This window comes from Actinomadura formosensis, from assembly GCF_050948385.1.
Lineage (GTDB): Bacteria > Actinomycetota > Actinomycetes > Streptosporangiales > Streptosporangiaceae > Spirillospora > Spirillospora formosensis.
In genome coordinates this window covers 6,636,512-6,654,611 of the sequence record NZ_CP192011.1, presented here as the reverse complement: position 1 = coordinate 6,654,611, position 18,100 = coordinate 6,636,512, and the positions used below count along the sequence as shown (strand labels likewise).

Genomic DNA, 18,100 nt, shown 5'->3' with positions numbered 1-18,100 from the left:
CCGAGGATGAAAGCGGAAGGCATCCAGGCCGCGTCCTGGCTTCTCATCGCGCTCCCGCTCGCGGGCGCCGCGATCCTCCTGCTCGGGGGGAGGCGCACCGACAAGTGGGGCCACCTGCTCGGCGTCACGATGTCGATCGCGTCGTTCGCGGTGGGCGCCGCGATGTTCGCCCAGATGCTCGGATACGACGCCGAGGCCCGGCGCCGCACCCTGCACCTGTGGAACTTCATCGACGTCGGCTCGTTCAAGGTCGGCATGGACCTGCTGGTGGACCCGCTGTCCATCAGCTTCGTCCTGCTGATCACCGGGGTGGGCTCGCTCATCCACATCTACTCCATCGGCTACATGGCCGAGGACCCCGACCGGCGCCGGTTCTTCGCCTACCTGAACCTGTTCGTCGCGGCGATGCTGCTGCTGGTGCTCGGCAACAACTACCTGGTCATGTTCCTCGGCTGGGAGGGCGTGGGCCTCGCCTCGTACCTGCTGATCGGGTTCTGGCAGCACAAGCCGACCGCCGCGACCGCCGCGAAGAAGGCGTTCGTCGTCAACCGCGTCGGCGACATGGGGCTGATCATCGCGATCGCGCTGATGTTCTCGACGTTCGGCACGATCGACTACGGCTCGATCCTCGGCACCGGTCCGGGGCACGCGGGCCTGGCGTCCCAGCTCAGCACCGGCACCGCCACCGCGATCGGGCTGCTCCTGCTGCTCGGCGCGTGCGGTAAGTCGGCGCAGCTGCCGCTGCAGTCCTGGCTGCTGGACGCGATGGAGGGCCCGACCCCCGTGTCGGCGCTCATCCACGCGGCGACGATGGTGACCGCGGGCGTCTACCTGATCGTCCGGTCCGGCCCGATCTTCGAGATGTCGCCGGACGCGCAGCTCGCCGTCACGATCGTCGGGGCGGCCACGCTGCTCGCCGGTGCGATCATCGGTTGCGCGAAGGACGACATCAAGAAGGCCCTCGCCGGGTCGACGATGTCGCAGATCGGCTACATGACGCTGGCCGCCGGGCTCGGCAAGGCCGGCTACGTCTTCGCCATCGCGCATCTCATCGCGCACGGCTTCTTCAAGGCGGGCCTGTTCCTCGGCGCGGGCTCCGTCATGCACGGCATGAACGACGACGTGAACATGCGCCGCTACGGCGCGCTCCGCGCGGTGATGGTGATCACCTACGCGACGTTCGGGCTCGGGTACCTCGCCATCATCGGGTTCCCCGGCCTGTCCGGCTGGTTCACCAAGGACGCCATCATCGAGGCGGCGTTCGACAAGGGCGGCACGTCCGGGGCGATCCTCGGCGCCTGCGCCCTCATCGGCGCGGGCATCACCGCCTACTACATGTCGCGCGTGATGTTCATGACGTTCTTCGGCGAGAAGCGCTGGGAGGACGACGTCCACCCGCACGAGTCGCCCAAGGTCATGACCTGGCCGCTGATGCTGCTGGCGGTCGGCTCCGTCGCCGCCGGCGGGTTCCTGATCCTCGGCGGGTTCGCCGACTTCCTGGAGCCGGTCGTCGGGACGCCCGAGCACCCGCACGAGTTCAAGTGGCTCACCGTCCCGGGCGCGATCACCCTGGTGCTGATGATCATCGGTGCGGCGATCGCGTGGCTGCAGTACGGCGCCCGGCCGGTGCCGCGCGAGGCGCCCAAGGGCTCGTTCGCCACCGTCGCGGCCCGCAAGGACCTGTACGGCGACGCGCTCAACGAGTCGCTGCTCATGCGTCCCGGGCAGTGGCTGACCCGGCTCGCGGTCTGGTTCGACGGACGCGGCGTCGACGGCGTCGTCAACGGCACCGCCGCCGGGGTCGGCGGCAGTTCCGGCCGGCTCCGCCGGGTCCAGACCGGCTTCGCCCGTTCCTACGCACTCTCGATGCTGGGCGGTGCGGCCCTCGTGGTCGCGGCGCTCCTGGTGGTGAACGTTTCATGAGCGACTTTCCCTGGCTGAGCGTCCTCATCGGACTGCCACTGGCGGGCGCGCTGCTGCTCATCGCCATCCCGCGCGAGCGGGAGACGCTGGTCAAGCAGTTCGCACTCGGCGTCTCCGTCGCCGTCGCGGCGCTCACCGGCGTCATGGCGGCGGGCTTCGACGCCGGCGGCCCGCGCTTCCAGTTCGAAGAGAAGTACTGGTGGATCAAGGAGTTCGGGGTCCACTGGGCCCTCGGCGTCGACGGTGTCGCGCTGACGCTGATCCTGCTGTCGGTCATTCTCGTCCCGCTGGTCATGCTGGCCTCGTGGGGCGAGGCGGACCGCTCCGGCGGCACCGACGTTCCGGCGAAGCGGTCGGTGAAGACGTACTTCGCGCTGCTGCTGTCGCTGGAAGCGGCCATGATCGGTGTCTTCGCGGCGACCGACGTGTTCCTCTTCTACGTCTTCTTCGAGGCGATGCTGATCCCGGTGTACTTCATCATCGGGTCCTACGGCGGCGCGCAGCGCTCCTACGCCGCGGTGAAGTTCCTGCTGTACTCGCTGTTCGGCGGGCTGCTGATGCTCGTCGCCGTCATCTGGCTGTACCCGCTGTCGGCGAAGTCCGTCGACGCCGGCGGCCTCGGCCGCGGGACGTTCATGTTCGACGAGCTGTCGAAGATGAACATCGACCCGACGACGGCGAAGTGGCTGTTCCTCGGCTTCTTCATCGCGTTCGCGATCAAGGCGCCGATGGTGCCGGTGCACACCTGGCTGCCGGACGCGGCGCAGCAGTCCCCGGCGGGCGCGCTGGTGCTGATCGTCGGCGTGCTGGACAAGGTCGGCACGTACGGGATGCTCCGGTTCTGCCTGGAGCTGTTCCCCGGCGCGGCCAAGTGGGCGACGCCGGTCGTGCTCGGGTTCGCCGTGCTCAGCATCATCTACGGCGCGGTCCTCGCGATCGGGCAGGTCGACATGAAGCGGCTGATCGCCTACACGTCGATCTCGCACTTCGGGTTCATCGTGCTCGGTATCTTCGCGATGACCTCGCAGGCGCAGTCGGGCGCGGCGCTGTACATGGTGAACCACGGCTTCTCCACCGGCGCGCTGTTCCTCATCGTCGGGTTCCTGATCGTCCGGCGGCGGTCGGCGCGGATCTCCGACTTCGGCGGCGTGCAGAAGGCGGCGCCCGTCCTCGCCGGGACGTTCCTCATCGCCGGCCTGTCCGGGCTGTCGCTGCCCGGCCTGTCGCCGTTCGTGTCGGAATTCCTCGTCGTGGTCGGCACCTTCAGCCGCTACAGGTGGGCCGCCGTCGCGTCCATCATCGCCATCGTGCTCGCCGCCATCTACATCCTGTGGATGTACCAGCGGACCATGGGCGGCCCGAAGGTCCCCGCGGTCGAGGGCATGAAGGACCTGTCCGCCCGGGAGAAGTGGGTCATCGCCCCGATCATCGCGATCATCGTGGCGATGGGCTTCTTCCCGCAGCCGGTGCTGCACGTGATCAACCCGTCGGTGGGACACACGCTGGCCAGGGTCGATCAGCGCGATCCGGCGCCGGCCATCACCGGTAACGTCGCCGAGAACGGAGCCCGTCCATGAGCACCACCAGTCAGGTGAGCGCGGTCCTCGCGCAGGGGGGTGACATCCCCGCGCCGCACATCGAGTACGGGCAGATCGCCCCGCTGCTCCTGGTCCTCGGCGTCGCCGTCGTGGGCGTGCTCGTCGAGGCGTTCGTCGGCCGCAACGCGCGCTACTACGCGCAGGTGCCGCTGGCGTTCCTCGGCCTCGCCGGCGCCTTCGGCTGGACGGTCGCGCTCGCGTGGCGCGACAACCCGCACCACGTCGCCGCCGAGGGCGCGCTCGGCGTGGACGGGCCGACGCTGTTCATCCAGGGCACCATCCTGGTGCTGGCGCTCGTCAGCCTGCTGCTGATCGCCGAGCGCGCCGGCGGCCACTTCGCCGCGCAGGCGTCCGCGCTGCCCGGCAGCGAGGCCGAGCAGCGCACCGCCGAGGCCGGGATCACCCAGACCGAGGTGTTCCCGCTGATGATGTTCGCCGTCGGCGGCATGATCATGTTCCCGGCCGCGAACGACCTGCTCACGATGTTCGTGGCCCTGGAGGTCATGTCGCTGCCGCTCTACCTGCTGTGCGGGCTCGCCCGCCGGCGGCGGCTGCTGTCGCAGGAGGCGGCGGTCAAGTACTTCCTGCTCGGCGCGTTCTCGTCGGCGTTCTTCCTGTACGGGACGGCGCTGCTGTACGGGTACGCCGGGTCGGTGCGGCTGTCGGACATCTCCGCCCAGATCGGCAGGGACGCCGGCAGCGAGACCCTGCTCCTCGCGGGCGTCGCGCTGCTGTCCGTGGGGCTGCTGTTCAAGCTCGGCGGCGTCCCCTTCCACATGTGGAAGCCGGACGTGTACCAGGGCGCCCCGACCCCGATCACGGCGCTGATGGCGTCCGGCACGGTCGTCGCCGCGTTCGGCGGGATCCTGCGCGTCTACTACGTCGCGTTCGAGACGCTGCGCTGGGACTGGCGGCCCGTCCTGTGGGGTGTGGCCATTCTCACGATGGTCGCCGGGTCGCTCATCGCGATCACGCAGACCGACATCAAGCGGCTGCTGGCCTACTCGTCGATCGCGCACGCGGGCTTCCTGCTCCTCGGCGTGATCGCCAGTTCCCCGCACGGCCTGTCGAGCAGCCTGTTCTACCTGCTCGCCTACGGCTTCACCTCGGTCGGCGCGTTCGCCGTCATCACGATGGTGCGGGACGCGGGCGGCGAGGCCGGCCACCTGTCCCGGTGGGCGGGGCTCGGCAAGCGGTCCCCGGTCGTCGCCGGCGTGTTCGCCTTCTTCCTGCTGGCGTTCGCCGGGATCCCGCTCACCAGCGGGTTCACCGGCAAGTTCGCGGTGTTCAAGGCGGCCGTCGAGGAGGGCGCGACGCCCCTGGTCATCATCGCGGTCATCTCGTCCGCGATCGCCGCGTTCTTCTACGTCCGCGTGATCGTCGTCATGTTCTTCAGCGAGCCGGACGCGGACGGGCCGGTCGTGGTGGCCGGGCCGGCGACCGCGGTCGCGGTCGCCCTCGGCGTGGCGGCTACTGTGGTACTCGGCGTGATCCCGCAGCCGGTCCTGGACCTCGCGGGTCAGGCCACGACCCACATGTTCGTCCGGTAGGGAGTCTTGGGTGAGCAACCCATCCGCTGAGAAGCCCGGCGGGCCGGCCGTCAAGGAGACCGGCCCGTTCGGGCTTCCCATCGACGCCGCGCTCGCGTCCGCTGCGAAAGCGCGTCTGGCCGATGTCGAGGCCATGCTCCTCGACTGCGTGCGTGGCGAGGATCCGCTGCTCACCGAGGCGTCCGAGCATCTCGTGGAGGCGGGCGGCAAGCGGTTCCGGCCGATGCTGGTGCTGCTCGCCTCCCACTTCGGCGACCCGGCCGCCGCGGGCGTCGTCCCCGCCGCCGTCGTCGTGGAGCTGACCCATCTCGGCACCCTCTACCACGACGACGTGATGGACGAGGCGACCGTCCGCCGCGGCCAGGAGTCCGCCAACTCCCGCTGGACGAACACCGTCGCGATCCTCACCGGCGACTACCTGTTCGCCCGCGCCTCCGACCTGCTCGCCGACCTCGGCCCCGAGGCGGTCCGCATCCAGGCCCGCGCGTTCGCCCGCCTCGTCCGCGGCCAGATCCAGGAGACGGTCGGCCCCGGCACCTCCGCCGACCCCCTCAAGCACTACCTGCAGGTCGTCGCCGACAAGACCGCGTCCCTCATCGCCGTCTCCGGCCAGTTCGGCGCCCTGCTGTCGGGCGCCCCGCCCCATGTCGTCGACACGATCACCTCCGCCTGCGAGAAGATCGGCATCGCCTTCCAGCTCTCCGACGACATCCTCGACATCGCGTCCGAGACCGAGGAGTCCGGCAAGACGCCGGGCACCGACCTGCGCGAGGGCGTCCGCACCCTTCCGATGCACCACGTCCTCGGCGGGATCGGTTCCGGGCCGGACGACGCCCGCCTCCGCGAACTCCTCGTCCAGGACCTCACCGACGACACCCGCCACGCCGAGGCCCTCACCCTGCTGCGCGCCCACCCCGCCATGGACCGTGCCCGTGCCGACCTGCGCCGCTGGGCCGAGGACGCCCGCGCCGAACTCCTCACCCTCCCCGAGATCCCCGCCCGCGAGGCATTCACCAACCTCTGCGACTACGTGGTGAGCCGCACGGGCTGATCCGCGCCGCCCGGCCGCTGATCCAGGTGGCGGGACGTGACCGCGCGGGGCCGTTCGCGCCGGCGATGCCGGTGGGCGCGAACGGCCCCGCTCTTGAAGCCCGGCTGTTCGGGTTCAGGCTTTCTGCGGTTCGGCGGGCTCTTCGGTCAGGCCGCGGAACTTCATGGCGTGCAGGACGAGGTCGATGAGGACCTTCTTGCAGGATTCGACGCGGCGGGCGTCGCAGAGCATGACGGGGACCTTGGGGCCCAGGTTGAGGGCCATCTGGATCTCTTGGAGGTCGTAGCGCTGGGCGCCCTCGAAGCAGTTGACCGCGACGACGAACGGGGTGCCGCGGCGCTCGAAGTAGTCCACCGACGGGAAGCAGTCGGACAGGCGGCGGGTGTCGGCGAGGACGACCGCGCCGAGCGCGCCGAGGGCGACCTCGTCCCACATGAACCAGAAGCGTTCCTGGCCGGGGGTCCCGAACAGGTAGAGGACGTACTCGTCCCGCATCGTGATGCGGCCGAAGTCCATCGCGACCGTGGTGGTGCTCTTGCGTTCCACCCCGGCGATGTCGTCCACGCCGATGCTCTGGTCGGTGAGGAGTTCCTCGGTGCGCAGCGGCCGGGTCTCGGAGACCGTGCCCACCATCGTGGTCTTGCCGACCCCGAAACCGCCCGCGATCACGATCTTGACCGCGGTGGGAAGCCGGCGGGCGCGTACGCCTCTAGAGGGCCCGGAGACCATCGATCACCGCCTTGTAGAGCCTGATGTCGTGCATGTCCGCCTCCGGTTCGGGTTCCTGCATGGAGACGAACCCCTTGTCGAGCAGGTCGCCGAGCAGGACCCGCACGGTCGCGACGGGCAGGTTGAGATGGCCGGTGAGTTCGGCGACCGAGATGACGTTCTGGCAGAGCCGGATGAGCGCCAGGTGCTCGGGGCCGAGCCCGATCACGGTGTCCGGTTCCGGGCCGGCCGCGACCACGAGGGTGATCAGGTCGAACTTGCCGCGGGTCGGCTCGATGCGCCCGCTGGTCATCACGTAGGGACGCACCATGGGGCCGGCCTGGTCGTCGAGCCAGCGTTCGTGCGTGTCCGGTTCGGGGGCCGGTGGGAGCGGCGGGGTCTCCGGCCAGAGGTCGGGCGAGGGGTCTTCGGGCGGCATCATGTGGAGCGGCCCTCCGCGGTCTCCGAACGTGACGGCGAGGTGAGATGGTGCCCCATGCTGGTGACGAGCATCGCCATCTCGTAGGCGATGAGGCCGACGTCGGCCTCATCGCCCGCCAGCACGGCGAGGCAGGCGCCCTTGCCGGCCACCGTCACCAGCAGGAACTGCGACTGCATCTCGATGATCGTCTGCCTGACCGGGCCGCCGCCGAACCGTGTCCCGGCGCCCTTGGCCAGGCTCTGGATGCCGGCGGCCACCGCGGCCAGGTGTTCGCCGTCGTCCTGGCTCATCCCTTCCGAGGAGGCCATGAGAAGGCCGTCCGCGGACAGGACGACCGCGCTGTGCGCGTGCGGCACACGGTGGATCAGGTCGTCCAGCAGCCAGCCCAGATCGGACGGCGCACCTGCTTTCTGCTTCACTGCTCGTTCTCGCCTTCCACTGCTTCGTTGCCGAGGGACTCGACGGCCGTCCTCGCAAGGCGGGTGCCGCGCTGGTAGGAACCCATGATCCGCTGAATCTCCTCGGGCGAGCGGCCTGGGTCGTCGTCGTGCTCGTCCGGCTGCTGGGCGACGACGGGTTCGTCGGTGCGCAGCGGCGCCGCGAGGTTGGCCTGGGGAACGCGGACGGGCAGGCCGGACGGGGTGATGGAGTTGTCGGTCACGGGTGGCTGATCCTCCGGGTGGCTGGTCTCCGCCGCGGCGCTGGCCTGCGGCTCGGAAGTCTCCGTGTCACCGGGGTCGGGGGCCGGGTCCTCGCGGTCGTCCTGGTCGGCTGCGTCGTCCGGATCGTCCGGGTCGGCCGCGGGCGGCGGCACGGCCACCAGGGCGGGGGGCGAGGTGGACGGCTTCCTGGTCATGGTCGTCACACTGGCCGTCGGATGCGCCCCCGAGGACCTGGCGCCGGCGGAGACCGCCGCCGGCTGCCGGACGGTGAGGCCGTTCTGGGTGGTGGTCGCGGGGCTCTTCGCGGCGTCGCTCTCGACGATCAGGTCCTGCGGGATGACGACGACGGCCGTCGTGCCGCCGTAGGCCGACCGCTTCAGCGAGACGCGCACGCCGTAGCGCTCGGCGAGCTTCGCGACGACGAACAGGCCGAGCTGGACGGAGCTGCGCAGGTTGAACTCGGGCGGGTCGACGATCCGCTCGTTGATCTCGGCGAGCTTCTCGTCGGTCATGCCGAGCCCGCGGTCCTCGATGTCGATGGCGAAGCCGTTGGCGACGAGGTGGCCGCCGATGTGCACGGCGGTGTCCGGCGGGGAGAACGACACCGCGTTCTCGATCAGCTCGGCCAGCAGGTGGGTGATGTCACCGACGGCGCGGCCGGTGAGTTCGATCGGTCCGAACGGCAGGACGGTGACGCGGGTGTAGTCCTCGACCTCGCCGACCGCGGCGCGCACGACGTCCACCATCGGCACCGACTGCCGCCAGCCGCGGGCCGGGATCGCCCCGGACAGCACGATGAGGTTCTCGGCGTTGCGCCGCATGCGGGTGGCGAGGTGGTCGAGCCGGAACAGCTCTTCCAGGTCCTTCGGGTCGATGTCGCGCTTGCGCTCCATCGTGTCGAGCATGGTGAGCTGCCGGTGGACCAGCGTCTGGGTGCGGCGGGCCAGGCTCAGCAGGACGTCCCGGATGCCGCGGCGCAGTTCGGCCTGCTCGACGGCGGTACGGATCGCGGTCTCCTGGACGGCGTTGAACGCGCGTCCCACCTGGCCGATCTCGTCGGTGCCGAACTGCAGCGGGGGCGCCTCGAGCGCGACGTCCACCTTCTCACCGTGTCCCAGCCGTTCGACGACGCTGGGCAGCCGCTGCTCGGCCAGCTCCCAGGCGGCGCCGCGCAGCCGTTCGAGCTGCCGGACGAGGGCACGTGCCGTGGTGATCGACACGATGACCGACGCGATGACCGCGAGGAGCCCGAGACCACCGGCCAGCGCCAGCCGGAGGATGACCCCCGCCGCGATGGGCGTGGCGCGCTCGACCAGCCGGTCGCCGGAGGCCTGGATCTGCAGGCGCATGTAGTGCAGGGCCGGGTCGGCCGCCGAGTCCCACCGGTCGGCGGTCATCGAGGGACGCCAGTTCAGCCGGGACTGCCCGGCCTTGGGGATCCGGCGGTTCTGCATCACCTCGTCCTCGAACGCCTCGACCTGCCGCAGCTTCGCGTTCTCTGTCAGGGCCTTGTAGAGGACGGGGTCCGAGCTCTGAATGTTGAGCAGCGCCTGCGCGGTGTTGTGCCGCCGGCTGCCGACCAGCTGGGTGAACTCGATGAGTTCGGCGGGTGTGATCCGGCCGACCGTGAGGGAACCGGACATCAATGCGTCTTCCTGGGAAAGCAGTTCCCAGGTGCGGTTCAGCTCGAGCAGCGTCCGGGTGTCGCGGGCGAAATCCTTGTCGTCCAGGGTCGCGAGCGAATCGTAGACCCGGAAAATGGACTCGATGACCTCCGAATACGCGTCGGTGATCCGGGCCCGGTCGGTGGCACCGGCGTCGACCGAGTGCCGGGTGGCGTCCAGCGCCCTCAGTTGGTCCAGCATCTGATAGACGCGCCGTTCGAGGAGCTTGCTGCCGAACAGGGAGACGTTGCTGTCGCGGGCCAGCCGGATCGCTTCCGCGCGTGTCTTGTCCGTCTCGGCACGCTGCTTGTCGAGTGCCGCGCGGTTGACGGCGTCCGGCCGCGCCAACTGCACCATGGAGATCCAGCGTTCGTGCTGCAGGTCGGCGAGCAACGGGTCGGTCGGCTGCGCCAGCACGCGGTCCAGGGTGCTGACGCCGAGCAGATTGACGCCTTCGCGCAGCGTCACCCAGGCGGCGAAAACCCAGAGTGCCGTGAGGGAAAGCAAGAGCGCCGCGATCTTGGTTCGCAGGCGCGAGTTGCGGAAGCGCATTACAATCGCCCAAACAATATGTGAAATGGCTCGCAAGCCGCCGTTGCCATAGACGAGTGGGGGCGGATTGCGCGGTCAGAGGGATGCAAGGGCGACGGCAAGCCGCCGTTCCATACGGCCTAGAAGACTAGCAACAGGACCATAACCCCTCAAGGTGAATCATCAACGGCGGGCGCTTTGTCGCATTTTGAGGGGGATGCGGAGGACTGTCGATGTGGCGGAATTCACTCAGTCGAACATCGGCCGCGTGCCGGATCCGCCCCCGGGCATCGTGCGGACGAGTTGCAGCGCGGCGAGCACACCCGCCCGGACGATCGCCGAGGGCCGGTAAAGGTCTTTGTCATGCCACAGCGCCGGCTCACCGAAGTCTCCGCCGTCCGCGCCGGTCAGTGAGCGGAGCAGCCGCGGGACGGCCCGGTCGACCGCGTCCCGGACGGCCGGCGCGGGGACCGCGCCGGTCAGCAGCAGGAGTTGCACCGCGTACGCGGTCTCCTCCGACGTGCCGCCCCAGCGGCCCCAGGAGCCGTCCGGCCGCTGCGCCTCCAGGACCCAGCGCCGGGCCGCGCCGACCGCCGCGGCCGATTCCGGCCCGCCGAACCGCGCGAGCGCGATGGCGCTGCACGCCGTCGCGTAGAGCGGCGACGCGTGCCACCGGTCGGACCAGCTTCCGTCCGGCGCCTGCTGCTCGCGGAGCCAGCCCGCCACCTTCGTTGCGGTCGCGGCGTACCGGGACGCCTGCGCGCCGGGCCTGCCCGCGGCGAGGTATTCGCCGAACGCCTCAAGGACGTGCGCGTTCGTCGTGATCGACGCGCCCTCCTCGCCCTGCCACGTACAGAAATGCGTGTCCGTCTCGTAGGCGTAGAGCGGATCCGGCCGGTGCGGCGCGCCGAGCAGGGCCAGGGCGTACAGCGCCCCGGCCGTGGTGTCGGCGTCCGCCGGCAGGCCCTCCGCCGCCGGGGTGCCCGCCGGGCCGAGCGGCGCCGTCAGGCTGAGCACGATCTCCGGCGGGACGGCGCACCGGACGCCCGCGCGCACCAGCCACGCGATCACCCAGCCGCGTTCGAACACGGTCAGCGGGAAACCGCACGGCACCGGCCCGCCGTGCTGCGCCACCACGGTCTCCAGATACCAGCGGGCCGGATTCTCCAGGTCGTCGGCCGCGTCCGCGCCCAGCCAGGCCGCGGTGGCCGCCGGTGCCGCGCCGATCGTGCCGGTCGGCTCGGGGGTAGGCCAGGGCAGCCCGGCGGCGTCGTCCCCGGCGATCTCCAGCGCGTGCACCAGCTTCTGCGGCACGTCCGCCCCCGCGGCGAACAGGGCGCGTACGAAGTCGAGCTTCTTGCGGGACAGCCCCGCGGGCGGGCCGAGCTCGCATCCCGCCCAGCCGGCGAGCCCCGGCACCGGACGGTCCCGCAGCCGGGCCAGCGACACGTTGATCCGCTCGGTCAGGGCGGGCGCGATCAGCTCGATCGCCGGCAGGTCGGGCAGGTCCAGGGACGCCGCGGCCGGCCCGCACATCCGCAGGCGGATCGCCCGCAGCCCGCGCTCGGCCGAGTGCGCCAGCCATGCGCGGTGCAGGCCGCTCCCGCCGTCCCGCCGCGCCTCGCCGGTGAGTTCGCCGAGCAGCGCCTCGACCGCGCTCAGCGTGGGGACGAGCGCGTACCCGTCGTCGGGGACGCCCCAGGCGCCGTCCGGACGCTGCGTCTCCAGCAGGAACCCCAGGCGCCGTTCGTGGCCCGTGAGCCAGGGGGCGAACGTCACCAGCCGGCCGGTCTCGTACACCGAGGGAGTGACCTGCCCCCACTGCCGCGTGACCAGCCCGGCGATGAGCTCGCCGACGGCGTTGTTCAGGTCCACGCCACCGGACCTCGTGGCCGGACGGCGCGGGTAAGGGACGGCGCTCCACACAACAGGACGGTCGGCGATGCTCACAACGTGCCCCAGAAGTCGGTGACTCCGTAGAAGCCCGCACAGAAGTCCATCTGGCGTTCCATGTAGCCGGCCAGTTCCGGGACGCTCCGCGCGGCGTCCCGGAGCAGCGTCCGGGCTTCGCTGGTCAGTTCCCCGATGCGCTCCTCGACCTCGGCGCGCGTCCGGTCGAGCAGCAGGCCGTTCAGATCGCCCCACTTCAGATCGCGCTCGTAGGTGCCGAGGTCGTTCAGCAGCCGGATCACCCGCTGCACGGTCCGGCTCGCCTCACGTACCACCGGAACGTTCCCGCCGCCCCCGGACGCGATCCAGTGCGAGGCGAACACGAACGAGAAACCGAGGTTGTCGGCGTTCGCGAGGTACTCCTCGAACGCGGGTCCGTGCTCGCCCTTCTCCCGGGCGGCCTTCCAGTCCCATTCGAGCGCCATCGCGTCGAGCACCCGCTGGAGTTCCTCCCGCCAGACGTCCCGCAGGCCGGGATGGGCGGGTTCGGCCGCCAGTTCGTCCCGGACGGCGGCGAGGAACCGCATCAGCTCATCCTCGGCGCAGTCGCCGTCCCCGGGTTCCGCGCCGTCGGCGACCCGCGCGCACCGCCGGACGAGACCGCGCACCTGCGCGCGGGACGACGCCGCGTAGTCGATCAGCCAGTCGAGGCCGAAGCACCACAGGCAGACCCGGTTGGCCATGCGCAGCCCGCCGGCGGTGAGCCCGGGGCCGCTGAACGCCGCCGCGAGTGACAGTGTGCTGAACAGCGCCGGATCGAACGCCTGTGCCCCGTACAGCGCGGGGTACTCGGCGGCCCAGCCGCGCATCTGCCGCTGCGACTGGCCGGCGACCGCGCAGATCGTCCCGGATTCGAGGGCGGGCGTGCTCGTCCGCCCCTGATGGGCAGGGTGGGCGAGTTCGCCGGCTCCGCTCCCGCTCACTCGCCCTTCCCGGCGTGCGTCAGCGTCATCTCCAGCGGCTCTCGGGGCCGCAGCGTCGCGCCGATGCGCGGCATGGCCGGCACCGCCTCCGACAGCCTGGGCCGGAACCGGCTGAGGATACTCGTGAGGATCATCCGCGCCTCGACCTTGAACACGTGCCGGCCGATGCACTGGTGCGGTCCGCCACCGAACGGGAAGTAGGCGTAGCGGTGGTGCTCGCGGACGTTCTCCGGGGTGAACCGGTCGGGGTCGAACTCCAGCGGACGTTCCCACACCGATGCCAGCCGGTGGGTGAGGAACGGGCTGATGAGCACCGAGTCGCCCGGCCGGATGGGCACGCCGCCGATGGACGTCGGCCTGGTGGCCATGCGGGGGAACATCCAGCCGACGGGGTAGAGGCGCAGCAGCTCGTCCACGACCTGCGACACGTACGGCAGCCTGGGCAGATGGTCCGGGCGGACCGGGTCGCCGCCGACGACCTCCTCGATCTCGGCGACCAGCCGGTCCTGGACGTCCGGGTGGTCGTGCAGCAGCGGCCACAGCCAGGTCAGCGCCAGCGTCGTCGTCTCGGTGCTGGTGGCGAACATGGCGAGCAGGTTGTCGCGGATCCATTTGTTGGTCGGGGGCTCGCCGTGCTCGGTGGGGGCCTGGCAGAGCGCGGTGAAGATGTCGCTGCCGTCGCCCGGGTCGTCCCGGTAACGTTCCACAAGCTCGAACAGCACCTCGTCCATCACGTTGACGGCGTCCCGGAAGGCCCGGTCGCCGGGCATCGGGATCGCGCGCGGGACGAACGGCAGCAGGAACCGGAACGAGATCAATGTGGCGATCTGGTCGAACGTCGGGATCAGCCGGTTGGCGTCGTTCGGGGAGATCTTGTCACCGAACAGGACCTTGATGACGGTCTCGTTGACGATCCGGCCCATCTCCGCCAGGACGTCGACGGGCTGTCCCGTGCGGGCCGGCTCGTCCAGCTTGGCGACCGCGTTGTTGATCGCCCCGGCCATCAGCCCGGTGAGCCGGTTGACGTTGCGCGTGGTGAAGACCGGCTGCAGGACGCGCTTGCTGTGCTCCCACTCGGCGCCTTCGGAGAGGATGCTGTCGCCCATCAGCTCGCGGAGCGGCCGCCAGAACACCCCGTCCCGCTGGAAGTTCTCCGACTCCCGCCGCAGTACCTGCTGGATGTGGTCGGGGTGGGTGACGAGGTAAGGGTGCGAAGCGCCGAGGTCGATGCGGATGAGCCGGCCGTCGCCCTCGCTGCTGATCCGCTCCAGTTGTCGGAGCGGATCGCGGACGAACCCGGCGGCCGTGCGGTAAAGGGGGAAGTTCTTGGGCTTCTGGGCTGGAACCGCGTCAACGGACATTACCGACTGCCCCTCGATGTTGAGTTGAAGCGTCTCGACCCGTGCTCGCGTGTCTCAGGGGATACGGCCCCTCGGCGCGGGCCTGCCGAGGCGCCCCGGTGTCCCTCGCGGTGGACACCGGAAGCAGAGGAATGGGGGTTTCTGGCGTTCTCTGTGAGGCGTGGGTGTTATGTAGGGTTTCGTGGGAGTATCATATGATCATTTAACGGGATCAAGGGGTCGAACGGTAGAAATCTCAACCGCCACCGGGTGAGGTTTATCACTTGCTGGACTGGTTGTCTCAGTTGACGAGACGAGTTGACAGCATCCCCGCAGGTGCCGGAGAGAAGAGGTGCTCGCGCCGCCGATCGGCCACGCTAAGTAATGAGCAATAGAAAAGGAGGGAGCTTCCGCTTTTCCCGGTTATCGGGAATCGTGGCCGGCGGGCACGATATCCGGCCATCCCAGCCGTCCCGCCACCCGGATCTTGCCGGTCACTTTCCGTGAACCGCACCGCGCTTCGACCGCGTACGTGCTGGGCGCGGCATCCGGCTTCACGGTGGCGGCGCCGCGCACGGCCTGCCCGGCGAACACCTCGGACGTCACCGCCCGCGCCATGCCCCCGCACCCGGGCACCGAGACCCGGACCCGCTCCCCGGGCCGCGCCACGCCCGGCTCCACCGTGACGTCGTCGTGCCCGATGGCCGTCGCCTCACCCGTCGCCGGTGCCAGCATGCCCGCCGCGACGAGTGCCGTCCCCAACACGGTGAAGCTGACCAGACGCAACGAGAACTCCTCGAATCCGGGGTTCGACGTCCGGCACTTTAGCCTCTTCGGGCGGTTTCGGGCATCGCTTCCGGCGCCCGGCGTTCACCCCGTCCCATGTCAGCGTCACCAGCGCCAGCCACACCAGCAGGAACCCCGCCCACCGGCTCGGCGGCATCTCCTCGTGCTGGACGAAGAACCCGATGACGAACTGCAGCACGGGCGCCAGGTACTGCAACATGCCGATGGCGGTCATGGGCAGCCTGATCGCCGCCGCGTTGAACAGCATCAGCGGGACGGCCGTCACGAGTCCCGCCCCCACGATCAGCGCCGCGTGCCCCATCCCGTGGTGCCCGAAGGACGCCTCGCCCCGTCCCTCCAGCACCAGCACGAACACCAGGGCGGGCAGGAACAGCAGGGCCGTCTCGACCGCCAGGCTCTCCGCCGACGGCATGTCGGCGAACTTCTTGAGCAGCCCGTACGTCCCGAACGCGAACGCCAGCACCAGCGCGATCCAGGGCGGACGCCCGTAATCGACGGTCAGCACGATGACCGCCACCGTCCCCAGCCCGACCGCCGCCCACTGCCCCGGCCGCAGCCGCTCCCGGAAGATCACCACACCGAACACCACGCTGATCAGCGGGTTGATGAAGTACCCCAGCGCGGACTCAAGCGTCTGCCCGCTGTTGACGGCGTAGATGTACGTCCCCCAGTTGACGCTGATCACCACCGCGGCCAGCGCCAGCAGCAGCCCTCTGCGCAGCCCCAGGTTCCGGATCCGGGTCCTGCGCACCGCGAGCACCGCGGCGACCGCGACCAGCGACCACATGACCCGGTGCGCGAGGATCTCGACCGCCCCGGCCGGCTTCAGCAGCGGCCAGTACAGCGGGAACAACCCCCACATCACGTAGGCCCCGACCCCGAACAGCATCCCCCGCTTCACCACACCCGGAACTCTACTTGGTAATCAGCCATACCTGGTCACACTCATGACTCATCCGGAGAGTAATCTGGGTAACATGTTCGGCTTTGCGAAGACCCAGATGGTCTCTCCGGAGAAGGCACTCCCCGGCAGGGACGAGCCCATCCCGGTGCCGCCTCGCCACGAGGTCCTCGACGCCCCCCTGGCCCCGCCCTACCCGGACGGCGCCGAGATCGCCGAGTTCGCCCTCGGCTGCTTCTGGGGCGCCGAACGCAAGTTCTGGCAGACCCCCGGCGTCATCTCCACCGCCGCCGGCTACGCGGGCGGCTACACCCCGAACCCCACCTACGAAGAGGTCTGCAGCGGCCAGACCGGCCACGCCGAAACCGTCCGCGTCGTCTACGACCCCGCCAAGATCTCCTACGACGACCTGCTCCGCGTCTTCTGGGAGTCCCACGACCCCACCCAGGGCATGCGCCAGGGCAACGACATCGGCACCCAGTACCGCTCGGCCATCTTCACCCGCACCGACGTCCAGCAGAAGGCCGCCGAAGCCTCCCGAGACGCCTACCAGCAGACCCTCGCCACCGCCGGCTACGGCCCCATAACCACCGAGATCACCAAGGCCCCCGACTTCTACTTCGCCGAGGACTACCACCAGCAGTACCTTTCGGACAATAAAAACCCCGGAGGCTACTGCGGCATAGGCGGGACGGGACTCTCTTGCCCGGTAGGCGTCGCCCCTGCCGAGTAGCGTCTGACCTGCTGCGCAGCGGTCAAGCGGCGTAGGTGTCGAGTACCTCGCGCACTTCGGGGACGTCCCGGTACGGCTCCAGCTTGGTCAGCACGACTCGCCCACGCTTCGCAGTCCGATCGCTGGGGAAGCGGGCCGAGAGGTCGAGCATGCGCCGCGCCGTCTCGGCTGCCTCTTCGGGCTCGTTGGCGTCCACCAGGGCGACCGCGAGCCAAGATAGGTACAGAGCAAGCTCGCGCGTGCGTGTCGAGTCGTACCGGCTGAGCACCTCTTGCAGGAGAGGCACGGCCCGTAGGGGTTTGTGGAGTTCGGTGAAGACGCGGGCGTCCATCACGTCGAGTTCCTCGGGCGATACCCAGTAGGCCCAATCCGGTGCCTCTCGCGAGCCCTCCTCGTCCATGGCTTCGTGAGCTTGGGCAAGAGCGCGCATGGCTGGTTGGGCGTTGCCCGCTTTGGTGTTCGCCCATGCGACTCGGTCGAGGTAGAGCGCGCGGGCCTTGGCTGGTGCGTCCGGCCCAGCCTCTTCCAGCGCGGCGCGGGCCAGACTAAGCCCGTCCTCTTCGTGGCCGGTGTTGGTGAGCTGGTAGGCCAGACTCCCTGCGAGGTGACCGACGAGTGCGAGGTCTCCGGCCTCCCTGGCCGCCGAGATTCCGAGCCGGTATGCGCGTGCCGCCTGGTCATGTTGGCCCGCGTCGCTGGCGATCCATCCGGTGATCTGGGCTATCTCGCCGATGCTGCCGAGGAGTGAGCGGCCGGTCTGCTCGGAATGCGTCGTCTCTCGGTAGAGCTGGACTGCGCCGTCCAACTCCCTGAAGGCTGGCGCGAGCAGATCGCGGCTGGCGATGACATCGTCTCCGAGCCGCAGGCCGTGCGCCCGATCGGCAAGCGCGGCCGCCGTGGACGTCCCGACTCGACGGCCTGTGCTGCTCGCCAATGGCCCGAGTTCGACGTCTTCGGGCAGGAAATAGGAGAGTGCTTCCGCTGGGCTGGGCGCTTCGGGCGAGAAGTCCTCGCCGCGCGCATGGGCGGCTGCCCGTTCAAGCGTCTGAAGGGGAACGTCTAGGGCTTCGGAGAGGGCGGAAATCCAGACATCGGGGATTCGTTCGCCTCGTTCCCATCGGCTGATCTCGTGGCGTGTCACAGACGCCGTTCCTGAGATGCGGCACAACGACTCCGCTAACTGTCGCTGGCTCTTGTGCGCGTTGCGCCGCAACCCCGCGAGATACAGACCGAACCGTTGCCGCTTTTCGTTGATCACGCTGGCCCCTCCCTCACTCCTCAGTCTGGCCCCTCTCCGGCCCCCTGGTAGGCGCCTCT

15 protein-coding genes are annotated in these 18,100 nt (G+C 69.9%); 5 read left to right on the top strand and 10 right to left on the bottom strand.

Going from position 1 to position 18,100, the window contains the following annotated elements; all coding sequences use genetic code 11:
* Positions 1–6 precede the first annotated feature (6 nt).
* From nuoL to ACQP1N_RS31125, 4 genes are all read left to right on the top strand, one after another.
* The gene (nuoL, locus tag ACQP1N_RS31140; protein ID WP_067794455.1) at positions 7–1,923 is read left to right on the top strand and encodes an NADH-quinone oxidoreductase subunit L; all 1,917 of its coding nucleotides are present in this window, start codon (positions 7–9) and stop codon (positions 1,921–1,923) included.
* Positions 1,920–3,500: an NADH-quinone oxidoreductase subunit M gene (locus ACQP1N_RS31135; protein ID WP_433227864.1), complete on the top strand. Its 1,581-nt coding sequence runs from the start codon at positions 1,920–1,922 to the stop codon at positions 3,498–3,500. Before nuoL ends, ACQP1N_RS31135 begins: the two co-directional genes overlap by 4 nt.
* Positions 3,497–5,071: an NADH-quinone oxidoreductase subunit NuoN gene (nuoN, locus tag ACQP1N_RS31130; RefSeq protein WP_067794450.1), complete on the top strand. Its 1,575-nt coding sequence runs from the start codon at positions 3,497–3,499 to the stop codon at positions 5,069–5,071. Before ACQP1N_RS31135 ends, nuoN begins: the two co-directional genes overlap by 4 nt.
* A gap of 133 nt (positions 5,072–5,204) precedes the next feature.
* Positions 5,205–6,122, top strand: coding sequence for a polyprenyl synthetase family protein (locus ACQP1N_RS31125; RefSeq protein ID WP_131732771.1), 918 nt, complete (start codon positions 5,205–5,207; stop codon positions 6,120–6,122).
* A gap of 114 nt (positions 6,123–6,236) precedes the next feature.
* Here ACQP1N_RS31125 and ACQP1N_RS31120 read toward each other — a convergent pair whose 3' ends face one another.
* The 9 genes from ACQP1N_RS31120 to rarD form a co-directional block, all read right to left on the bottom strand.
* Positions 6,237–6,851: a GTP-binding protein gene (locus tag ACQP1N_RS31120; RefSeq protein ID WP_067794447.1), complete on the bottom strand. Its 615-nt coding sequence runs from the start codon at positions 6,849–6,851 to the stop codon at positions 6,237–6,239.
* A complete protein-coding gene (locus ACQP1N_RS31115) occupies positions 6,832–7,272 on the bottom strand; it encodes a DUF742 domain-containing protein (protein ID WP_084262564.1) in 441 nt (146 codons plus the stop codon). The genes ACQP1N_RS31120 and ACQP1N_RS31115 overlap by 20 nt, the downstream gene beginning before the upstream one ends.
* A complete protein-coding gene (locus ACQP1N_RS31110; RefSeq protein ID WP_067794445.1) occupies positions 7,269–7,691 on the bottom strand; it encodes a roadblock/LC7 domain-containing protein in 423 nt (140 codons plus the stop codon). Before ACQP1N_RS31110 ends, ACQP1N_RS31115 begins: the two co-directional genes overlap by 4 nt.
* Positions 7,688–10,150: a sensor histidine kinase gene (locus ACQP1N_RS31105; protein WP_433227863.1), complete on the bottom strand. Its 2,463-nt coding sequence runs from the start codon at positions 10,148–10,150 to the stop codon at positions 7,688–7,690. Before ACQP1N_RS31105 ends, ACQP1N_RS31110 begins: the two co-directional genes overlap by 4 nt.
* 228 nt (positions 10,151–10,378) lie before the next feature.
* Positions 10,379–12,004, bottom strand: coding sequence for a prenyltransferase/squalene oxidase repeat-containing protein (locus ACQP1N_RS31100; RefSeq protein WP_433227862.1), 1,626 nt, complete (start codon positions 12,002–12,004; stop codon positions 10,379–10,381).
* 71 nt (positions 12,005–12,075) lie between these two features.
* Positions 12,076–13,002, bottom strand: a complete 927-nt coding sequence (locus ACQP1N_RS31095; RefSeq protein WP_433227861.1) for a terpene synthase family protein — start codon at positions 13,000–13,002, stop codon at positions 12,076–12,078.
* On the bottom strand, positions 12,999–14,363 hold the full coding sequence (locus tag ACQP1N_RS31090; protein ID WP_433227860.1) for a cytochrome P450: 1,365 nt from the start codon (positions 14,361–14,363) through the stop codon (positions 12,999–13,001). The genes ACQP1N_RS31095 and ACQP1N_RS31090 overlap by 4 nt, the downstream gene beginning before the upstream one ends.
* 402 nt (positions 14,364–14,765) lie before the next feature.
* The gene (locus ACQP1N_RS31085; protein ID WP_433227859.1) at positions 14,766–15,104 is read right to left on the bottom strand and encodes a hypothetical protein; all 339 of its coding nucleotides are present in this window, start codon (positions 15,102–15,104) and stop codon (positions 14,766–14,768) included.
* On the bottom strand, positions 15,055–16,038 hold the full coding sequence (rarD, locus tag ACQP1N_RS31080; RefSeq protein WP_433232873.1) for an EamA family transporter RarD: 984 nt from the start codon (positions 16,036–16,038) through the stop codon (positions 15,055–15,057). The genes ACQP1N_RS31085 and rarD overlap by 50 nt, the downstream gene beginning before the upstream one ends.
* A gap of 88 nt (positions 16,039–16,126) precedes the next feature.
* Between rarD and msrA the strand changes: the two genes are divergently transcribed.
* Entirely contained in the window at positions 16,127–16,783 is a 657-nt protein-coding gene (gene msrA / locus ACQP1N_RS31075; RefSeq protein WP_433227858.1) for a peptide-methionine (S)-S-oxide reductase MsrA, read from the top strand.
* 22 nt (positions 16,784–16,805) lie between these two features.
* Here the strand turns inward: msrA and ACQP1N_RS31070 are convergent, their stop codons facing one another.
* Positions 16,806–18,041 (bottom strand): helix-turn-helix domain-containing protein, encoded by a 1,236-nt coding sequence (locus ACQP1N_RS31070; protein ID WP_433227857.1) that lies wholly within the window; start codon positions 18,039–18,041, stop codon positions 16,806–16,808.
* Positions 18,042–18,100 lie beyond the last annotated feature (59 nt).

Excerpts from the sequence above, each read along its gene's own strand:
- nuoL (WP_067794455.1), top strand. The coding sequence starts at position 7 with ATGAAAGCGGAAGGCATCCAGGCCGCGTCCTGGCTTCTCATCGCGCTC.
- ACQP1N_RS31135 (WP_433227864.1), top strand. The coding sequence starts at position 1,920 with ATGAGCGACTTTCCCTGGCTGAGCGTCCTCATCGGACTGCCACTGGCG.
- nuoN (WP_067794450.1), top strand. The coding sequence starts at position 3,497 with ATGAGCACCACCAGTCAGGTGAGCGCGGTCCTCGCGCAGGGGGGTGAC.
- ACQP1N_RS31125 (WP_131732771.1), top strand. The coding sequence starts at position 5,205 with ATGCTCCTCGACTGCGTGCGTGGCGAGGATCCGCTGCTCACCGAGGCG.
- ACQP1N_RS31120 (WP_067794447.1), bottom strand. The coding sequence starts at position 6,851 with ATGGTCTCCGGGCCCTCTAGAGGCGTACGCGCCCGCCGGCTTCCCACC.
- ACQP1N_RS31115 (WP_084262564.1), bottom strand. The coding sequence starts at position 7,272 with ATGATGCCGCCCGAAGACCCCTCGCCCGACCTCTGGCCGGAGACCCCG.
- ACQP1N_RS31105 (WP_433227863.1), bottom strand. The coding sequence starts at position 10,150 with ATGCGCTTCCGCAACTCGCGCCTGCGAACCAAGATCGCGGCGCTCTTG.
- ACQP1N_RS31090 (WP_433227860.1), bottom strand. The coding sequence starts at position 14,363 with ATGTCCGTTGACGCGGTTCCAGCCCAGAAGCCCAAGAACTTCCCCCTT.
- rarD (WP_433232873.1), bottom strand. The coding sequence starts at position 16,038 with ATGCTGTTCGGGGTCGGGGCCTACGTGATGTGGGGGTTGTTCCCGCTG.
- msrA (WP_433227858.1), top strand. The coding sequence starts at position 16,127 with ATGTTCGGCTTTGCGAAGACCCAGATGGTCTCTCCGGAGAAGGCACTC.